Source organism: Streptomyces sp. NPDC002870 (assembly GCF_042888505.1).
Taxonomy (GTDB): Bacteria; Actinomycetota; Actinomycetes; order Streptomycetales; family Streptomycetaceae; genus Streptomyces.
This window is the reverse complement of the sequence record NZ_JBIAPW010000002.1, coordinates 244,127-262,505: the sequence shown is the minus strand read 5'-3', so window position 1 is coordinate 262,505 and position 18,379 is coordinate 244,127. Positions and strand designations below refer to the sequence as shown.

Genomic DNA, 18,379 nt, shown 5'->3' with positions numbered 1-18,379 from the left:
GCCTCAGACGTTCGGGGTGTCGGTGACGGGGAACTCTTCGCGCGCGCGGGTCCGGCGGACGACGATGATGCCCGCGGCGACGAGGAGGGCCGAGGCCGTGCCGACCAGGGCCACGTCGGTGCCGGTGGCCGCCAGGGATCCCTTGCCGCCGCCCGAGGCACCGCCGTTGACGTCGGTGGAGATGCCCTGCGAGCCGCCGCCCGGCGTCGCCGTGTCCGTCGGCAGGGCCGTGTCGGTGGGCGAGGCCGTGTCGGTGGGCGAGGCCGTGTCCGTCGGCGAGGCGGTGTCCGTCGGACTCGCCGTGTCGGTCGGGGACGCGCTCTGAGTGGGCGACGGGGAGCCGGTGTTGGTGGGCGCAGAGGAGGAGGGCGTGGCCGTCGGCCCGGCGGGGTCGGTGTTGCGGTACGCGGTGTTGGAAGTGAACCAGATCGGCGCGGTGAAGTCGCCGAGGCTGGTGCCGTTGAAGGCGGTGCGGCAGGTCAGCGTGAAGTCGTAACGGCCCTGCAGCGTGGTGAACCCCGCCGTACTGGCGTAGTCCCGCATCGTCTGCGTCAGCGGCACCACGATGCCGCCGCCCGGCGTGGTCGTGTAGGTACTGATCGGCGAGTTGCTCACCACGTTCTGGCCCTCGGACGGGAAGCCCGAGCCCTTCACCGCGACGATGAGATGGCTGGCCGCCTCCGGGCACCCCTTCGACGTGGTCAGCGAAATCCCCGTGGTGTCCGTACCGGTGGCCGGGGACACCTCCACCGAACCGACGACCGCGGCGTGCGCGGCGGTCGCGGCGAGCAGCCCGGCCGCGCCGGACGCCGCGATGAGCGATCCGAGGAGGACGGCGGTCGGCCGGGATATGAGGGTGCGGGACTTGAGTGTGAAGGACACGGTGTTCTCTCCTGTGGCTGATGGATCAAGACGTTCTGGTGGTGGTTGGGTTCAGTCGCTCGAAGCGGGCTCGGCGGCGCGGGCCCGGCGGCCTCGCACCCAGTGGGCGACACCCGCGAGGAGTGCCAGGAGGCCGACGGCGAACCCGCCCACCGACCAGGCCACGAGCGTGGTGTTGGAGTTCTGAGCGGCGTCGTCGGCCGCGGTGGCGGGCACGCCCGCTGGCGCACCGGAGCCGTTCGCGGGCGCGGAGGATGCCGCCGCCCCACCCGCCGCGCTCCCGGTTCCAGCGCCCGTACCGCCCCCCGACACGGTCGGCGGTACGGGCTGCTCCGATTGCCCCAGCGCCTTCGCGCCCGGGGCTTTGACCGCGACCCGCGTACCGTCCCGGTACGCGTCCTTCGCGGTGAACCGCAGGGACCCCGTGAAGTCCCGCAGACTCGTCAGGTCGAATGCGCCTTTGAGGCAGCTGACCGTGAAGGTGTAGGTGCCGCGCAGGGTGGTGAAGCCTGCCGTGCTGGCGTAGTCCCGCATCGTGTACGTCAGTGGGATCGACAGGCCGCCGCCGGGCACCTTCGGATAGGTGGCGAGCGGGGCGTTGCCGACGACGATCTGGCCTTCGCGAGGGAATCCCGCTCCGGTGACGCGGGCGATGACGTTGGCGGTCTTCGCGGGGCAGGGCGCGGCGGAACTGAGCGTGATGGGCTGGGCGTCGCTCCCCCGCGCAGGGCTGACCGCGAGTCCTCCGGACTCCGCCGCCTCGGCGTCGGCAGGTGTCCCCGCGACGACCGCTCCGGCGGTGAGCAGGATCGCCGCGAGACCGACGGCCTGCTTCGACCCGGCCGCGGCGGGGCGCAGCTCCGGTGCGCTCGTGCCCGCGCCGCGCCGCCGACGCCTGCGTACGAGCAGGAGTGTCAAGGCTCCGGCGGCGACCAGCAGCAGGACCAGCATCGCCCATGGCACGGCCCAGAAGTTCTCGACCCGAGTGACCCGCGGCAGCACGCGGTGCTTGACGTCGCCGCGCACGGGCCTGGGGTCGACGGTGACCGTGGTGGTGTCGCGCATGGACGGGACGACGCCCGTGGCCGAAGCCGTGATCTTCACGGCGGCGCCGGGCAGCAGCTCGGGGATGCCACGAGGCGCCGCCACCTTCGCACTACCTCCGAACAGATCGCGCACGCGCACCGCTTGACGGGCTGCCAGCCGGACATTGCCGGTGTTGCGCACGGTGAACGTGACGGTCGCGGAGCCGGTGCCGAAGGGGTTGGCCGTGCCGTGGTAGCTCGTGTTCAGGCCCTCGACGGTCAGCCGGGGCTTGAGCTCCCCGGCCACCCGCAGATAGATCCGCGCCCCGACCCGCTGGTCGACCGCGACCTTGCTGCCCTTCTTGTCCGTGCGTACCGCCGACAGCGAGGCGACGATGCCGCCGGTGTGGTCCCCGGGGGTCACCTTCTGCGGGACGGTCAGGGTGAAGGGCACGATGACGTGGGACCGGCCGGGCACACTCAGCACGTTCTTGCCGAGCTTCACCCAGGAGCCCACGTCGGTGGACTTGTGGTTCGCCGCGAACAGGTCGAAGCCGCCGTCGCCGGTGGTGAAGGCGTCGCCGGCGTACACGCGCAGGGTGAGCGGCTTCTTGCCGTAGTTGTGGACGGCGAGGTGGTCCTTGACGACGGCGCCGGGGGTCGCCCCGTACGAGAAGTGGGGCCGCGCGTCGGGCTTCTTCGCGGCCGACGGCTGGACACCGAAGGTCGTACGCCCCTGTCCGCCGTCGCCGGGCCGGGTGGCCGGAACCGGGGTGGCGGCCGACGCGGTTCCGGCTGCGGCCGGGAGGACGGCGAGGAGGCATGCGGCCAGGACGGCGGCGATGCGACGGGCTGAGGTCGTGATCATGTCGGGTCGTCCGTTCGGGCGCGGGACGGGTGGAGCGGGGTGGGTGGGTGACCGGGGCGCGCATCGCTGCCCGCCCCGGCCCGGGGCGGCTTACCTGGGGGCAGTGCCGCCGCCCCGTGACCATCCGGGTGGGTCAGATGGCCGTCAGGGTGAGCGTGGCGGTGTAGGTGCCGGCCACGGTCGAGGTCGGCGCGTTGAGAGCCAGGTCCGCCCCGACGTGGGCGGTGCCCAGGCCGGTTCCGTTGGCGAGGGAACGGGAGGACTTGAGTCCGGCCGTGCCCGCGTCCGCGGGGGCGACACCGCCCGCGGCGGCGACGGCCGCACCGGGTGTGACGGTCTGGGACGCGCCCTTGTCGATCAGCTTCGGCGTCCAGCCGAGGTTCTGACCGTTGATCAGGTGCGTACCGCCGTCGGAGAAGTCGGTCAGCTGGCCGCTGACAGACCAGCCCGGGTTACCGGCGCGGGTGTCGGTGAGCGTGACCGGGTTGATCGCGCCCGTCGTGGACAGCAGGTCACCGTTGGCGTTGAGCACCGGGGAAGGCAGGGTGACATGCGGGTTGTCGACGCTGATGACGAGCGCACCGGCTTCGACAGTGGTGGTGATGTCCTGCGAGGCGGTGACACCGGCGAAGGCGCCGATCACATACGGAACGGCACCGGAGTCGGAGCCGAGGTACGCGGCCGGGTTCGCCGGGACGAAGACCGCCGAGAAGGTGTGGTCACCCGCGCCCAGGCTGCTGGTGGTGTAGGCGGCCTGACCGGCGGCGACCGGCACCGTGGCCAGCGTGGTGGTGGTGCCGCCCACGGTGTCCTGGAACTTCACGGAACCGGCCGCCGAGGCGGGCGCCACCGTGGCCGACATGCTGACCGGGCTGTACTGGGCCGCGGTGCCGGCCGGCGAGACGGCCAGCGCGGTCGTGGTCGCGGTCGCCGGAGCGGTGTTGACCGTGTACGCGACCGCGGCGGACGCGGACGCGTTGTAGGCGGTGCTGCTCGGCGTGAAGGCGGCCGTCAGCGAGTGGCTGCCCGCGCCCAGGCTGCTCGTTGTGAGCGCGGCCTGGCCGCCGGAGACGTTCACCGGGTTGCCCAGCGCAGCGCCGTTGTCGCTGAACTGCACGGTGCCCGCGGCGCCGGCCGGGCCGACGGTCGCGGTCAGCGTCACGGGAGTACCCGCGGTGACCGGGCTGGCCGGGGACACCGCGAGGGAGGTGGTGGTGTCGGTCTTCACGGCCGGGTCGGTGTTCTGGTAGGCCGTGTTGGAGGTGAACCAGACCGACGCGGGGAAGTCGCCGAGGCTGGTGGCGTTGAAGGCCGTCCGGCAGGTGACCTGGAAGCTGTACTTGCCGGTCAGGTTGGTGAAGCCCGCCGTGTTGGCGTAGTCACGCATCGTCTGGGAGAGCGGGATGATGAGCCCGCCGTCCGCCGTCGATCCGTAGGTGCTGATCGGCGAGTTGCCGACCACGTTCTGGCCGCCGGCCGGGAAGCCCGAACCGGTCACCGAGACAATGACGTTGGTGGCGTTGGCTGGGCAGGGGCCGGACGTGGTCAGCGTCATGCTGGAGACGTCGGAGCCGGTCGCCGGGGTGACCACTGCGGTGCCGATGTCGGCGGCGTGCGCCGACGGAGCTAGGATCAGGCCGCCTGCAAGCACGGCGACCAGGCTCGCGAGACCGCCCGCCAGGGTTCGCGAGAGGGTGTTCTTCCACACAGTCGTGCTCTCCTTCTTTGAAGGATTCGAAAGTGGCGAAAGCGATGAATCAGGCATGGGGGGTTGAGTAACCACGTAGGTGCTGCGGCTGCGTCAGGGGGTCTGCTTGCTGGTGTCGCCGCAGTTCGCGTTGGTCCCGAAGCCGTAGGTGTTGATCACTGTCGGCTGCTGGCAGATCAGGGCGTTCGAGCCGACGAAGACGGTGCTCCAGGGCGCCGTCCCGATCTTGCTGGTCGGGATGACGTTGTAGACGTCGCGCTTCACACCGAAGTTGCTGTTGAGGGTGTTCGGCGCGAGGTTGTCGATGGTGCCGAGGATCGCGCGGCCGCGGAGGTCGGCGATGGTCTGCGTGGCCTGCGAGTTGTACTGCGCGATGGAGAACGGGACGATCGACTTGTCGTCGAGGACACGGCCGTCGTGCTCCTGGACGGGGGCGCCGGCCTTGGTGTCCTTGATGCAGGGGTAGACGCCGGCGACCACGTCGGCGTCGGTGATCCCCATCGTGGACTCCCAGAAGCTACGGGTACCCGAGCCCGCCTGCGGCAGGTACGCCGTGAGGCTGAAGTTGGGAGCGGTGCCCACATAGTTGGGGTCGCAGTGGTAGATGGCCTTGAGGTCGGCCAGGGAGAGCTTGCGCGGCACCGTGCTGGTGGGCGTGATCGAGTAGCTCACCGCGTCCACCGCGAACGGGACATAGGTCAGTCCGGGGTTCGCGGCGCCCAGGTTCAGGCTGGAGGAACGCGAGAAGTCCAGACAGCCGTTGGCCGCCTGCAGGGAGTTCAGCAGGGCGGTGCGTCCGGCGCTCGACCCGTTCGGGCGGTTGACGGTGCAGCCCGGGGTGGTGGAGGGGTCCTTGGTGGTGATCTGGGCCGAGCCGGTGGCGTCGTACGAGCCGATGACCTTCTGGCCGCCGATGGTGATGGCGTTGGCCAGGCCGTTCATCACGTCCTGCGTGGTGTCGGAGCCTACGCCGGACAGCTGGCGGTAGGGCGGCGGCCCGGAGGGGTCGGCGACGGCCTGGCTGGCGCAGACGGTGCCGGTGAGGAGACCGGTGATGCCGACAGCCGCGAGGGCTATCTTTCTCTTGTTCACTTGCGTTACCTCTCGGATAGGCTTTCGCCGGGTGGTGCCCGGCACGGTGTTCAGACAGTTCGTTGGCGCGGACCTGTCGATGTTTCGAGTTCGGGCATCACCTCCCTTCGCTGCCGGACTTGTCGGCCCCGGCGCGCCAGGCCGACAAACCTGCGGACAGCCGCGGCAGCACCCTCGGCAGAAGGGGTCCGCTGACCGCGGCGGCGAGCCCGACGATGAGGGCGGTCAGGAGGGCGTAGCGCACAGCGCCGAGTGCCCAGGCCGGGGTGCGGATGATCGGTTCGTCGGAGGCGGCGGCTGCCGCAGCGGACGGCGAACCGGACGGCTTCGTGGTCGCGTTCGGGGACGCCTTGGTCCCGGCCGGACTCGGCTGGCCGGCCGCCAGGCCGCTGCCACCGCCGCTCGCGTCACCCCCGCCACCGCCTGCGGTGCCGCCGCCGGACGAGCCCGTGCCCACGCCGCCGGTGTCACCTCCGGGGCCGGAGGGCGACGGCGAGGTGCCGGCCCGCGACGCGATGGCGTCGGCAGCGGCACGCGCCACGGCACGCACGCTCTGCGGCAGCGGGGCGTACCCCTCCGGGAGGGTTCCGGCCGACACACCCGGCCGCTGCCCGTTGCCCACCGCGTACTTCAGGAAGGTCGCGTAGTCCTGGCCCTCCTTCTTGGTCAGCTGTTCGGGCACGGTCGCGGCGTAGGTGAGCAGGGTGAGCGGGTAGGCGTTCGCAGCCTTCGTGGCCGGGTTGGGGCTCACGACCCCGGCGACGCCGCTGGGCTTCATCGCCGCCTGGCCCGCGAGCAGACCGGCGGTGTCGGGGCCCACGAACCGGCCCGCGGCGTTCTGGAGCTTCGCGGTCACCAGCCCGTAGCGGGCGGCCGTCGCCGTGTCGGTCAGGGCGAGGACAGCGCGCTGACCGGCGGTCTGCGGCGGGGTCTTCTTGTAGCCGGGCGGCGTACTGGTGTTGTCCCAGCTCGCGCGGGCCAGTGTGTCGCCGCGGGCGGCGGCGCGGGCGGCGGTGTGCATGTCGGAGGCGTACGGGTGCTTGTCCTGGATGCACAGCGGCGGCTGGCCCGGGTTGTTCGGGAACTCCTGGCAGAACGGGTCGCTCTTCGGGAACTCGTTCCTCGGCAGTTCGACGTTGCGGTAGTGCGGGTTGACCTTCATCCCGGAGAAGTCGCGACTGCCGTACCGCCCCTGGTTGTCGGCGGTGCCGCTCAGGAACTCCCGGGCGGCGGGGTCCTTGTCCACCCAGCTCCACAGCTCCCACGCCGCGTCGGAGAGCGGCTGGGGTACAAGCACGTCGCCGAAGCTGCTGCGGAATTCGAGGTCCTTGTAGTCCGGGTTGTACTTGATGAACTCCGGGTCGCGGGCCAGGTTGAACGGATTCTCGGCGGTGCTCGGCGCGAGGCGCGAATTGCCGTCCTGGTACGACTCGGTGAGCAGCTTGGCGACCAGCCTCGGGGTGAGATTGAGTCCGGTCAGCCGTGTTCCGTTGCGCGCCTTGACCGCGCCCGGTGCGTTGAAACCGGCCTGGCTCTCGACGAAGAAGCCGATGGTCAGCCCGGACAGCGCCATGGGCGCGTACACGGGACGCCGGCCGGACGGCACCTGGTCGGCGGTGGCCGGGCGGCCGAGGAAGACCAGTCCGGGCTTGCCGGAGACCAGCTTGGCCCGGGCGGTGTCGTCGGTCACCTGGGCGAAGCCGTAGATCGTCCTGCTCGCTGACTGGCACAGGGCGGGCTGCCAGCGGGCGATGGCCTCGGCGGCGATCTCGTGGCCGAGGGTGCTGCGCTCGTCGGCGCCGATCGGGCAGAAACTGCCCATCGGCTCGAAGCCGAGCGGCACGACGAGCCGGTGCTTCCAGTTGCTCGCGGTGAGCGGCGAGGACTGCAGGAGCCCGCTCGGCTGGGAGCGGTACGAGCTGCCGTCCACCTCGCTCTCGCCGCGCGGCACGATGACCAGCCAGCAGGGCCGGCCGGCCGTCGCGTTCGAGGCGCCGGCCGACACCTCGCCGCAGCCCAGACCGGGCGCCTCCAGGGCCGTCTGGGCCTCGAAGTACACCTCGCCCTCGCCGTCGGGGCCGCTGCGGGCGTAGGGGGTCTCGTTCGTGGTGTTCACGTCGTAGAACTCGTTCCAGTTCCCCTTCGTGATCACATCGCCGGTCGCCGACTTGAACGGGACGTACGAGATACCGGTGCTGGTCGGCGGCGGGAGCTTCTGGTCCGGGTCCTTCAGTCCGCCGTAACTCAGCTGCCGGGTGTTGGTGTACGCGCCGGCGGTGCCGGCCGTGTCCTGCGCGGACGAGCCGCCGAACTGGCACTTGTCGGGGCTGTCCCCCCAGCACTGCATGATCTGCAGGTAGTTGGCCGCGTACGTGGTGTCCGAGACCGTGGGAGCGCCGCCCTTCCAGGAGACCTTCACGACCTGGTTGACCAGGTTCCGGGTCTGGCTGACGGTCACCTTCAAGTCCGCGTACGGACCCCGTCCGGAGACGGTCACCGCGGATCTCTGGTCGGCGGCGTCGGCCCGCTGGGAGGCCATGGTCACGGCGACGGCACCGATGACCGCGGTGAGCAGGACGAGCGCGACGACCGTCGTCGTCCGCAGGAAGCGGCGGAGCGCTGCGATCATGACGTACTCCGCTTCAGGCGCCTGTTCAGCAGCGGAGGTCCGACCGTCACCACGACCAGCAGCACGCCCGCCACCACCATCAGCGCGGTCCGCATGCCGCCCCCGATGCTCGTGGCCGTCGTGACGGGGACGGCGAACGCGTCACCGCTGCCGCCCCCGGCCGCCGCGCCGTTGTCCCCGATGACCTGTCCGGTGTCCGGGTCGATCGTGGCCCCGGGGCCGGCGGACGCGCCGCCGCTGGCGGTGCCGGCCGCCGCCCCGCCCGTAGCCTTGCCGCCCGCGCCCGAGGCCGACCCGCCGGAGCCGGTGCTGCCGCCTCCGGTGGCGCCCTGTGCGGATCCGGATGAACCGCCCGAGGAGCCTGAGCCGTTGTTGTTGCCGTTGACGTTGGTCGGGGTCTTGGCTCCGCCCGTGCCGGTCGAGCACTGCGCCGCGCCCTTCTTGTCACAGGCAGGCGGGTAAGGGGCGGTCTTGGCCAGGGTGTTGCTGCCGTCGCTGGAGAACGTGGGGTTGCGGCAGTCCTTGATATTGATCTTCTCGACGTCGACCCCGGGAATCCTGCGGACCTGCTTCAGGCCGGCCTGCACGAGGTTGATCGGCAGCGGCGAGTAGCCGAGGTTGTCCACGTGCTGCTGCCCCTGGCAGAGGAAGTAGTACGCGAAGGCACCGAGGGTCTTGCCCTTCTGGGCGTTGAAGTTCGACTCCAGCGCCGTCGGGATGACCATGTAGCTGTAGCTGGAGAGCGGATAGGCGCGCGCGTCCCGGTCGTTGTAGACGTCGTCGAGGATCTGCGTCAGATAGCCCGGCGATGAGCTGTTCTCGTTGATCCGCGCCTTCGTGAGGGCCACCGCCACGTTCTTCGCGGTCGGCTCGGTGTAGTACCCGGCCGAGTTGAGCACCTTGGCCACCGGGAACCCGGTCGTGTAGACCGCGTAGGAGTACTCGACATAGGTGATCGTGCCGACGTTGCCCCCCTGGGCGACATAGCCGGACACACCGTTCGAGCCCGACTGGCCGACAAAGCCGCTGCCCGGGACGAGCGGGTAGTTCGACGTCGCGCCGCAGGGAGTGTCGCGGCCGGCCCGGCGGCAGTAGGCGTCCCACAGCGAGGAGTGCTGCTTGCTCATCCAGGTGGTGAACTGCGCGGTGGTGCCGGAACCGTCGGAGCGCACCACGGGGACGACCCTACGGGCGGGCAGCGCCGAGGCGAGCGCCGGGTTGTCGGCCTTGATCGCCGGGTCGTTCCAGGTCTTGATCTGCCCGGTGAAGATCTTGGCGATGACCTCTCCGGACAGCCGGAGGTTGGTCACCCGCTTGTTGCCGATCTTGAGGTTGTACATGAACGAGGTACCGCCGGCCACGATCGGCATATAGGCGTACTTGCGGGAGGGCGGCGAGTCGACGACGCCCGAGTCCTTGATGCCGTACGGGATCTCGGAGACGCCGTAGTCCACGGTGCCGTTGCGGAACTGGTTACGGCCGTCGGAGGACCCGGTGCCGTTGTAGTTCACCGTCATGCCGTACTGCTTGACGTTGGCCCGCCACTGGTCGAGGGCGTTCTGGCTCCAGGTGGATCCGGCACCCGAGATCGGGACATACGTCGCGGCATGGGCGGGCTCGGCGCCCGGCAGCGCGGCGCCGAACAGGAGGGCGGCCAAGAGGGTGAAGGCGGTCACGACTCTCAGGCGGAAGCGTGCGGACGTTGCCGGAGGCGATCCGGGCATGGCTGGTGACTCCTGGTCGGTGTCGTCGGTACAGGGCAGTGCGGAATCCGCGGGTGCGGGTGGGAGCGGTGCGGGTGAGACCGTGCGGGTGGGAGCCGTGCGGCTCGACAGGTCTCAGCCGGAGGGGCTGCCGGGGGCACCGGGTCGGGCGTGCGGCTCGGGGCCTTGTGGCCTGAGCCGTGCGCGCTTGCTCATGCGCTCGGTGTCGCGGCGCGAGGCCACCACGCGCCGGTGCTGCTGATTGCGGGTCAGCTCGCCGGGACCGCGTCCGCCGACCACCCGGGCCACAATGAAGAGCAGCAGCACGAGAGCCATCAGCAGGGCCGCGGAGCCGAACCCGCGGGCGATCAGGCTGGGCTGGGGCGATCCCACCAGCTGGAAGGTCGCCAGCGGCAGCGAGACCTGTGGACCGCTGAGCGCGCTGGTGTTGAGGTCGGCCGTGAAGCCGGAGGTGAGCAGCACCGGCGAGGTTTCGCCGATCCCGCGGGCGGTGCCCAGGATCACCGCGGTGGTGAGCCCGGAGCGTGCGGTGGGCAGGACCACGGTCCACACCGTGCGCCACTGGCTCGCGCCGAGGGCATACGACGCCTCGCGCAGCGAGCTGGGCACCAGCCGGATGACGACGTCGGAGGCACGGATGATGATGGGCAGCATCATCACGCTGAGCGCCAGGGAGGCGGCGAAGCCGGACTTGTCGACGCCGAGGATGAGGATCACCGTGGCGTAGATGAACAGGCCGGCCACGATCGACGGCAGCGCCGTCATCGCCTCCACGATGGTCCGTACGAACCGGGCGTACCGGCCCGGGACTTCATTGAGGAACACCGCGCAGGCAAGCCCCAGCGGCACAGTGATCACCAGTGAGATGGCGATCTGCTCCAGCGTGCCGATGATGGCGTGCACCATGCCGCCGTCGGTGAGCGGCTGCAGCGGGCCGGTGCGCGACATGTCCTCGGTGAAGAAGTTCAGATGCACCAGGGCCGACTTGCCGCGCCACAGCGTGTACACCACGACCAGTACCAGCGCCGCCAGCAGCAGCAGCGCGAGGCTCTGCCACAGCACCGCCGCGACCTTGTCCCGTACCGCCACGCTGTTCTCGTCGAAGGAGACCAGCACGGCGTAGACGCCGAGGAAGAACACGTAGGCGACGACGAGGAAGCCCAGGATCGAGTCGAACGGAGCGATCCAGGTGAAGAGTAGGGCCGTCAGGGCGAGGGACCCCACGGTGGCGCCCGCCAGGGCGAGCAGATCCGAGCCATGCACCGACGAGGTGTTCCGGCGGACCTCCGGGGACTCGTCCTGTCCTTCGGTTGCCGGCCGTACGGTCTGCGCCGGCCGTTCTTTGAGGAGGTCGGTCATCTCAGGCCTCCGTCCCGGTGCCCGAGCGGCTGCGGGCCGCGATCGAGGACGCGATGAAGTTCACGACAAGGGTCATCAGGAACAGGGCCAGTCCCGCGGCCATCAGGGCCGACATGCCGAAGGCGCTCGCGGATCCGTAGCGCAGTGCGATCAGCGACGAGACCGAGTTGGAGCCGTTCTGCAGGATGTGTGGCTGTACGACGAAGACCGGCGAGATGATCATGTAGATGGCGATCGTCTCGCCCAGGGCGCGGCCCAGACCGAGCATGGTGCCGCCGATCACGCCGCCCCAGCCGAACGGCAGCACGACCGCACGGATCATCCCCCACCTGGTGGCGCCGAGCGCGAACGCGCCCTCGCGTTCGCCCGGTGGCGCCTGCGAGAAGGTTTCCCGCATCACCGAGCAGGCGATCGGCGTGACCATGAGCGCCACGACGATGCCCGCGATGAAGGTGGAGGACGTGTAGACGGTCGTCGTCTCCAGCGGGTCGCGCGGATCGCTCCCGTCGACCTTGAAGAGAGGTATCCAGGAGAAGTACGTGGCGAGCCAGCGGGAGAGCCCCACCACATGCGCCTGCAGGAAGAAGGCGCCCCACAGCCCGTAGACCACACTCGGCACCGCGGCCATGAGGTCCACAAGACTGATGAACGTCCGCTTCAGACGCCGCGGCGCGTACTCCGAGATGTACAGCGCGGTGCCGATCGCCAGCGGCACCGCGATGCTGATCGCCACCAGGCCGATGAGCACGGTGCCGGTGAGCACCGCGGCGATCCCGAAGCGGTGGGCATCCGGCTCCCACGCGGACGTGGTGAGGAACGAGCCCTTGGCCACATCGAGCGCCTGAGACGCACGGTAGGTGAGGAAGACACCGACCAGCAGCATGATGGCCAGTACGACGGCCCCGCTCCCGCGCGCCGCCCCACGGAAGAGGCGGTCCCCCGGCTCACCCCTGCCCCGCACAGCACGCGGCGCGTCCACGGGATCCGGCCCCGACTCCGCCGGGTGTACCGGCCCGGGCACGGCAACGGTCATCGCGCTCCCACCCCGGCCACCCGGACGACGGTGCGCGACGATGCGTGTCCTTCGTCTTCCTGGTCCGCTCGCGTCCCCCGCGCCCCCTCAAGACCGCGCGGGGGCAGACCGCGCGACCTCGGCCGGTTCGTCATCCCCACGGCCAGCTGGGCCACGGGGACCGCGACCAGGAACTGGCTGAGGTTGTACTGGCACTCCCGCTGGCGCAGATAGCGCCGCCCGGCAACAGCGACGGCCCGCCCCTCGATCTCCAGGTGCCATGTCCAGCTGCCCGCGGCATCCGGCATGGTCAGGAGCACGCGGGCCCCCGCCACCTTCTCCCGGAGCCGGGTCACTGCGGCCTGACACTCCGCGAGGCTGCCGAACACCTCGGCACTGCGGCCGAGTTCCCGGTTGTTCGCACCGACCAACCGCCACCCGACCGGCTTCTCCTCTCCGTCCGGTCTCTGCTGCGATACGCGCACCACGTACAAAAACCGCGGCCGAACCATCGAAACCACCCCCTTCCGCCTTCCGCCCGAACGCTTCACGCCACAGGCTGAAACCCCTCCCCCAGCGCACCTGACAGTCGCTGGTTGTGAGGGGTCTGTGAGCACAGAAGAGTGAAGGCCGAACGGAGAGAAGATGAATGGGCAGCTCCGGCGAACGCAACGTAATCATGATCAAGCCTCTGGTGACGCTGCGCGCTCCCGCGAGGTTTCTCCAGGGCTTGACCGTCGCGTTCCGGCCGCCGTCGGCGCTTCGTCCCTCGCCCTTCCCGAATCGGGGCTCCGCCCCGAACCCCGTACGCCCTTCGGGCGTTGTCCTCAATCGCCGGACGGGCTGCATTTGCAGCCCCTCCGGCGATTGAGGAGCGGGGTCCGGGGCGGAGCCCCGGCAGGGAGCCCGCGGCCGCCGGCCTACAGGTCGTGGCCCAGGCCCGGTCCCACCGGTACGTCCAGCCACCCCGTCTCCCCCGTCGCCGCGAACGCCGTCGGAGCCAGCGGTTCCGTATCGACCAGCAGCGGGCCTACCAGGTCCGCCGGCACCGTGGCGTGTGGCAGGGCGGCAGTCAGATGTGCCGCGGCCAGGGTCGCGACGCCCAGTTCCGGCATCGTGCCGATCTTCACGGCGAGGCCCGCCGACTCGGCCAGCGCGGCGATCTGCCGGGCCCTGTGCAGCCCGCCCACCTTGAGGATCTTGATGTTGAGGACATCGGCCGCCCCTCGGCGGACGATCTCCAGGGCGTCGTGCAGCGAGTGCAGGCTCTCGTCGGCCATGACGCGCGGACCGCCGCGGCTGCGCAGCGCGGCCATGCCGGTCAAGTCCCAGCGGGGCAGCGGCTGTTCGACCAGGTCGAGCCCGGCGTCGGCGAGCCGGCCGACGGTCCGACCCGCGATGCCGGGGTCGTAGCCCTCGTTCGCGTCGAGGCTGAGCTCCACGTACTCCGGCACGGCATCGCGCACGGAACGGACCAGCCGCACATCCAGTTCCGGGTCTTCGCCGCCCTTCACCTTGATGTGGGTGAAGCCGCGCGCGGCGTACACGGCCGCCTCCTCGACCATCTCCTCGACCGTCCCGAGACCGACGACCCAGGTGGTGGGGACGCGCGGGCGGACACAGCCGCCGAGCAGCAGGTGCACGGGCCAGCCCGCCGCCCGCGCCGCCACGTCGTGCAGCGCGATGTCCAGCGCCGCCTTGGCCAGCTGCTGGCCGCGGATGGCGGCGTCCATGGCCGCGTGCGCTCCCGCCAGGTCGCGGGCATCGCGGCCGATCAGTGCCGGGGCGGCGTGCTCGGTGAGGGCCGCCTCGAGGCCGGCGAGGGTCTCGCCGGTGTACGCCGTCATCGGGGAGGCCTCGCCGAAGCCGGATTCGCCGTCCGCGGTGCGCACTTCGACAACCAGGCTGATGAGTTCGGGGCTGGTTCCGCTGCTGATGACGAAGGGACGCCGGTACGGGGCCCTGACGACACGGGTGTGGACCGAGACGATCTTCAAGCACGGCTCCTTCGAGTTACGGCCCGGACCGTAAGGGCGGGCTTAGAGGCGTACGCGGTAGACGATCGGCGGGCGGCCGGTCTGGCCCAGCTGCCGGCTGCCCGTCGGTACGGCCACCCCCGCCCGCTCCAGGCGCTTGAGGATGCGGCGGGCCGTGCGCTGCTGGACGGCGAGGTACTCCGCCACACGGTGCGCGGTGATCCCCTCGTCCTGCTCCAGAGCGGCCAGTTCACGCAGCCGGTCCAGCGTCTTCGCGTTCAGTCCGACGCGGCGGGCGAGCGCCACCGTGCTCTCCGGTCCGGCCGGCGCCGCGGACAGCGTGGACGCGGAGCGTTCCGCGTCGATCACGATGTCGACGTCGTCGGTCATCGAGACGACGCCGGCCACCGGGCCCACCGAGCGGGCCCGGTTGACCGCGCGCCTGGCAAGCGCTTCGGCCTCCGCCGCGGTGCGGCCGAGGCCGAAGCCCACATGAGCGGCGCCGTGCCTGGCCGCGAGGTCGTCGAGGAAGGGGAGGCGGGTGAACTGCTCGCTCACCTCCTCCAGAACGCCCCGGGTGGTGACGACCAGCCGCTGCCCGTCCGCCAGATCGGCGAGGCTGCCGCCCAGCACTCGCAGATCCGCGGCCAGTTCGCCGTCGGCCGCCGGAAGATCGATGATGCCGAGGGCGACCTGGGCGTCGCCGCTGTGCTGTCCCGCGGTGGCGAGCACGAGGGCCTGGAGTGTGGAGCGTATGGAGTGCCGGGACGGCGCGAGACGTACGGCGTGCATCTCGTGGTCGAGGAGATGGAACGCCGAGCCCAGACAGGTGAGGGCGACCCGGGTCTGCTTCCTGTCCCGTGCGGCGAGATGGAACTCCGCCAGGTCCTGCGAGGTCAGCCCGGGCCGGTAGGGCAGTACATGCACATGGTCGGTGGGCAGCTTGGCCTCGGTGAGCGTCTCCATCACCTCGCCGCGGCGCAGGGTGTCGATGGAGATACGGGAGACGTCGTGGCCGAGGCGGAGCAGTTCGACCAGGGCGCGCAGCAGGGTCGCGCCGCTGTACGGCACATACATCGCGGGCCGGTCGACGATTCCGGCGGCGGTCGCGAGCGTGTGCGGCACGACGCCCGTGAAGAGCAGCGCGTCCACGTCGGCCTGCGCCCTGCCGACCACGTCGAGGGTCTCGTCCTCGTGCCGGTACGGGAGGGGCACCAGCCGGTCCGCCCCGGCCGCGCCGCCGACCGCGACCACTTTGTGCACGAGGTCCTCGGGACCGACGACGCCGACCGTGAGAGCCATCGGCCGGTCTCCGTTCTTCTGGAGTGGTTCTGAGGTACTTCTGGACGGGGTTGACGCCCGGCAACCGCGGCTTTAATTTCGGCCCAGGCCATAACCGCATGCTTGCGGAGAGGATAGTGCCCCGATGCCCGAACGGGAAATGCCGCTGCCCACAGTTCTCGGCCCGCGCGGCCGCACCTTCGGCGAGGAGGAACGGGCCGCGGTGCTGCGCGTCCTGGACTCCGCGGTGCTGTGCAGCGCCTTCGGCAGTGAAGCACGTTCCCTTGAAGCCGAGATGACGCGGTTGTACTCCCGCGGGGAAACAGTCCGCGGGGAAACGGTCGCCTGCAGTTCGGGTACGGCCGCACTGCATCTCGCGGTCGCGGCGTCCGGGGTGGGCCCGGGCGACGAGGTGATCACCACCCCGCTCTCGGACTTCGGCACGGTTGCGCCGGTCGTCGCGCAGGGCGGCCGGGTGGTGTTCGCCGACGTACGCCCCGAGGACGGGAACCTCGATCCCGGCGCCGTCGAGGGGGCGCTCACCCCGCGCACCAAGGCCGTCATCGCCGTGCATCTCTTCGGCGCCGCCGCCGACATCGACGCGCTGCGCGCCATCTGCGACCGGCACGGACTGGTGCTCATCGAAGACTGCGCGCAGGCCTGGCTCGGCGAGGACGCCGCAGGCCGGCTGCTCGGCACGGTCGGGGACATCGCGTGCTTCAGCCTTCAGCAGTACAAGCACATCACCGCGGGTGACGGCGGCCTCGCGCTCACCGACGACCCCGGACTCGCTCGCCGTATGCGGCTGTTCATGGACAAGGGCTGGGACCGCGCGGAGGGCCGGATCCACCGCGAGATGGGCCTCAACTACCGGATGCCCGAGCTCACCGCGGCGGTGGCCCGCGCCCAGCTCGCCAAGGTGGCGGACGTCGTGCGCGTGCGCCGGGAGCGGGCCGGGCAGCTCGTCGCCGCGCTCGCCGGGCTCGACCGGGTCACCGTGCCCGAGCCGCTGCCCGGCCACGCGTGGTGGCTCTTCCCGCTGCTCGTCGACGACAACTCCCGCTGGGCGAAGGACCTTCAGGCCGAGGGCCTGTCCACCATGCCGGGCTATCTCGAACGTCCGCTGTACGCCAATCCGGCCCTGCCCGGGTACCCGCCGGGGCTGTGTCCGCAGGCGGAGCAGCTGATCGGCCGGACTCTGCTCGCCCTCCCCTGGAACGAGGGATACACCGAGGCGGACGTGGAGCACATCGCCCGCGCGATCCGCACCGTCCACGACCGGGCCCACGCACGGTGACCACGGTGACCTCCTACGACTGGCTGCGGACCGCGCCCGAGGAGCGCATCGGCTGGGACGTCGACGTGCTGTACGGCCCGTGGCCCAGGCACCATGCCGACATCGGCCTCGCCGAGGTCAGGGCCCGCCTCGCCCGCTCCCCCGTCTCCAGGGCGCTGGCCATGTCGACGCGGGGAGCGCTCTTCGACGACGCCGCGGGCAACACCCGTACGGTCAAGGACCTCGCCGACTGCCCCGAGCTGCTGCCGGTCGGCACGGTGGATCTACGGGACGCGCTCGCCGCGGACGAGCGCCTGGACGCCCTGGACGCGGAGGGGGTGCGCTTCCTGCGGCTGTTCACGGAGCAGCAGGACGTGGAACCGGACTTCCCCGGCTACCGGCATGTGATCGGGCAGGCCGTCGCCCGCGGTCTCGTCCTCCTGCACGACGGGGACCCGCGCCACTACGGGCCGGTGCTCGCCGGCCGCGGCGCGGATGTCGTCTTCCTCGACGTGCACTCGTACGTGCTGGCCGACTTCCTGCTCCTCACCCGGCGCGAACCGGGTTTCCGGGCCACCACCCGGCTGCTCTCCGCGCCCGACGCGATCGAGCGGGTCGTCGACACGGCCGGCGCGCGCCATCTGGTCTTCGGCTCGCGCACCCCCTTCATGGACATCTCCCCGCAGACGCTGCGGCTGCGCTACGCGGACATCGGGGAGGCCGAACGCGCGGCGATCGCGGGCGGGAACGTCGAGGAGCTGCTGGGCTGATGCCGATCATCGATGTGCATGCGCATGTGGGCCCGTGGCCGTTCCACATGGACACGGGCGACGCGGCGTTCAACATCAGCCTGATGGACAAGTACGGCATCGATCTGCAGCTGGTGTCGGCCGCCGAGGCGGTGGTGTACGACGCCGAGGCGGGCAACGCCGCGCTGCGCGAGGTGCTCGCCGTGCACCCGCGGCTGCTCGGCTACGCCGTGGTGAACCCGAACCGCATCGAGGAGAGCGCCGAGGATCTGCGGCGCTGTCTGGACACCGGCCGGTTCGTCGGCGCGAAGATCCACACCCACTATCCGGGGCGGCTGATCGGCACGCGGGAGATGGCAGAGGCCTTCGACCTGATCGACGAGGCGGGGGTGCCGCTGCTGCTGCACACCTGGGGCCCAGAGGTCGCGCTGCTGCCCGAGCTGCTGGAGAGCCGGCCGCGGCTGCGGATCATCATGGGCCACGCGGGCGGCGACGCGTGGCGCGAGGCGGCGCATGCTGCGGCGGCGTGCGACCGGCTGTACCTCGAACACTGCCGTACGGTCACGGACGCCGGCCGAATCGACTACGCGCGCGCGGCGGGGGTTCCGGTGGAGCGGCTGCTGTTCGGGACGGACGCGACGCTGATCGACCCGTCGGTGGCGTTGGGGGTGGTCCGGGATGCGGGCTTTACGGCGGAGGAGCTGGAGGGGGTGCTGTGGCGGAACGCGGTGGGGCTGTTCACCCTGGAGGGGGTTGTTTCCCCTACCCGCCCCTACCCGTAACCGGGGCTCCGCCCCG

At 71.0% G+C, this 18,379-nt stretch carries 14 protein-coding genes; 3 read left to right on the top strand and 11 right to left on the bottom strand.

Features of this window, described 5'->3' with window-relative positions; genetic code table 11:
* Positions 1-3: 3 nt before the first annotated feature.
* From ACFYWY_RS03630 to ACFYWY_RS03580, 11 genes are all read right to left on the bottom strand, one after another.
* Positions 4-882, bottom strand: coding sequence for a hypothetical protein (locus ACFYWY_RS03630; RefSeq protein ID WP_389179051.1), 879 nt, complete (start codon positions 880-882; stop codon positions 4-6).
* A gap of 51 nt (positions 883-933) precedes the next feature.
* On the bottom strand, positions 934-2,775 hold the full coding sequence (locus ACFYWY_RS03625; protein ID WP_389179049.1) for a WxL protein peptidoglycan domain-containing protein: 1,842 nt from the start codon (positions 2,773-2,775) through the stop codon (positions 934-936).
* A 133-nt stretch (positions 2,776-2,908) separates the two neighbouring features.
* Positions 2,909-4,483, bottom strand: a complete 1,575-nt coding sequence (locus ACFYWY_RS03620) for an Ig-like domain repeat protein (protein ID WP_389179046.1) — start codon at positions 4,481-4,483, stop codon at positions 2,909-2,911.
* Positions 4,484-4,576: 93 nt separating this feature from the next.
* The gene (locus tag ACFYWY_RS03615) at positions 4,577-5,575 is read right to left on the bottom strand and encodes a hypothetical protein (RefSeq protein WP_389179043.1); all 999 of its coding nucleotides are present in this window, start codon (positions 5,573-5,575) and stop codon (positions 4,577-4,579) included.
* Between the two features lie 97 nt (positions 5,576-5,672).
* Positions 5,673-8,204, bottom strand: coding sequence for a hypothetical protein (locus ACFYWY_RS03610; protein WP_389179041.1), 2,532 nt, complete (start codon positions 8,202-8,204; stop codon positions 5,673-5,675).
* The gene (gene pstS / locus ACFYWY_RS03605) at positions 8,201-9,928 is read right to left on the bottom strand and encodes a phosphate ABC transporter substrate-binding protein PstS (RefSeq protein WP_389179038.1); all 1,728 of its coding nucleotides are present in this window, start codon (positions 9,926-9,928) and stop codon (positions 8,201-8,203) included. The genes ACFYWY_RS03610 and pstS overlap by 4 nt, the downstream gene beginning before the upstream one ends.
* Before the next feature lie 114 nt (positions 9,929-10,042).
* Complete coding sequence (pstA, locus tag ACFYWY_RS03600) at positions 10,043-11,287, bottom strand: phosphate ABC transporter permease PstA (RefSeq protein ID WP_389179035.1); 1,245 nt, start codon at positions 11,285-11,287, stop codon at positions 10,043-10,045.
* Position 11,288: 1 nt separating this feature from the next.
* The gene (pstC, locus tag ACFYWY_RS03595; RefSeq protein WP_389179032.1) at positions 11,289-12,320 is read right to left on the bottom strand and encodes a phosphate ABC transporter permease subunit PstC; all 1,032 of its coding nucleotides are present in this window, start codon (positions 12,318-12,320) and stop codon (positions 11,289-11,291) included.
* Positions 12,317-12,811, bottom strand: a complete 495-nt coding sequence (locus ACFYWY_RS03590; protein ID WP_389179029.1) for a hypothetical protein — start codon at positions 12,809-12,811, stop codon at positions 12,317-12,319. The genes pstC and ACFYWY_RS03590 overlap by 4 nt, the downstream gene beginning before the upstream one ends.
* A 408-nt stretch (positions 12,812-13,219) precedes the next feature.
* Positions 13,220-14,296 carry a mandelate racemase/muconate lactonizing enzyme family protein gene (locus tag ACFYWY_RS03585; protein WP_389179026.1) on the bottom strand — a complete coding sequence of 359 codons (1,077 nt, stop codon included), beginning with the start codon at positions 14,294-14,296 and terminating at the stop codon, positions 13,220-13,222.
* A 42-nt stretch (positions 14,297-14,338) separates the two neighbouring features.
* Positions 14,339-15,577, bottom strand: a complete 1,239-nt coding sequence (locus ACFYWY_RS03580) for a hypothetical protein (RefSeq protein ID WP_389179023.1) — start codon at positions 15,575-15,577, stop codon at positions 14,339-14,341.
* 124 nt (positions 15,578-15,701) lie between these two features.
* On the opposite strand from ACFYWY_RS03580, the gene ACFYWY_RS03575 reads away from it, so the two are divergent.
* Genes ACFYWY_RS03575 through ACFYWY_RS03565 form a run of 3 tightly spaced genes read left to right on the top strand, consistent with a single transcriptional unit; the run spans position 15,702 to position 18,363 of the window.
* Positions 15,702-16,853: a DegT/DnrJ/EryC1/StrS family aminotransferase gene (locus ACFYWY_RS03575; RefSeq protein WP_389179020.1), complete on the top strand. Its 1,152-nt coding sequence runs from the start codon at positions 15,702-15,704 to the stop codon at positions 16,851-16,853.
* Between the two features lie 5 nt (positions 16,854-16,858).
* Complete coding sequence (locus tag ACFYWY_RS03570; RefSeq protein ID WP_389179018.1) at positions 16,859-17,602, top strand: amidohydrolase family protein; 744 nt, start codon at positions 16,859-16,861, stop codon at positions 17,600-17,602.
* The gene (locus tag ACFYWY_RS03565) at positions 17,602-18,363 is read left to right on the top strand and encodes an amidohydrolase family protein (RefSeq protein WP_389179015.1); all 762 of its coding nucleotides are present in this window, start codon (positions 17,602-17,604) and stop codon (positions 18,361-18,363) included. Before ACFYWY_RS03570 ends, ACFYWY_RS03565 begins: the two co-directional genes overlap by 1 nt.
* Positions 18,364-18,379 lie beyond the last annotated feature (16 nt).

Excerpts from the sequence above, each read along its gene's own strand:
- ACFYWY_RS03580 (WP_389179023.1), bottom strand. The coding sequence starts at position 15,577 with ATGGCTCTCACGGTCGGCGTCGTCGGTCCCGAGGACCTCGTGCACAAA.
- ACFYWY_RS03625 (WP_389179049.1), bottom strand. The coding sequence starts at position 2,775 with ATGATCACGACCTCAGCCCGTCGCATCGCCGCCGTCCTGGCCGCATGC.
- ACFYWY_RS03575 (WP_389179020.1), top strand. The coding sequence starts at position 15,702 with ATGCCCGAACGGGAAATGCCGCTGCCCACAGTTCTCGGCCCGCGCGGC.
- pstS (WP_389179038.1), bottom strand. The coding sequence starts at position 9,928 with ATGCCCGGATCGCCTCCGGCAACGTCCGCACGCTTCCGCCTGAGAGTC.
- pstA (WP_389179035.1), bottom strand. The coding sequence starts at position 11,287 with ATGACCGACCTCCTCAAAGAACGGCCGGCGCAGACCGTACGGCCGGCA.
- pstC (WP_389179032.1), bottom strand. The coding sequence starts at position 12,320 with ATGACCGTTGCCGTGCCCGGGCCGGTACACCCGGCGGAGTCGGGGCCG.
- ACFYWY_RS03610 (WP_389179041.1), bottom strand. The coding sequence starts at position 8,204 with ATGATCGCAGCGCTCCGCCGCTTCCTGCGGACGACGACGGTCGTCGCG.
- ACFYWY_RS03590 (WP_389179029.1), bottom strand. The coding sequence starts at position 12,811 with ATGGTTCGGCCGCGGTTTTTGTACGTGGTGCGCGTATCGCAGCAGAGA.
- ACFYWY_RS03565 (WP_389179015.1), top strand. The coding sequence starts at position 17,602 with ATGCCGATCATCGATGTGCATGCGCATGTGGGCCCGTGGCCGTTCCAC.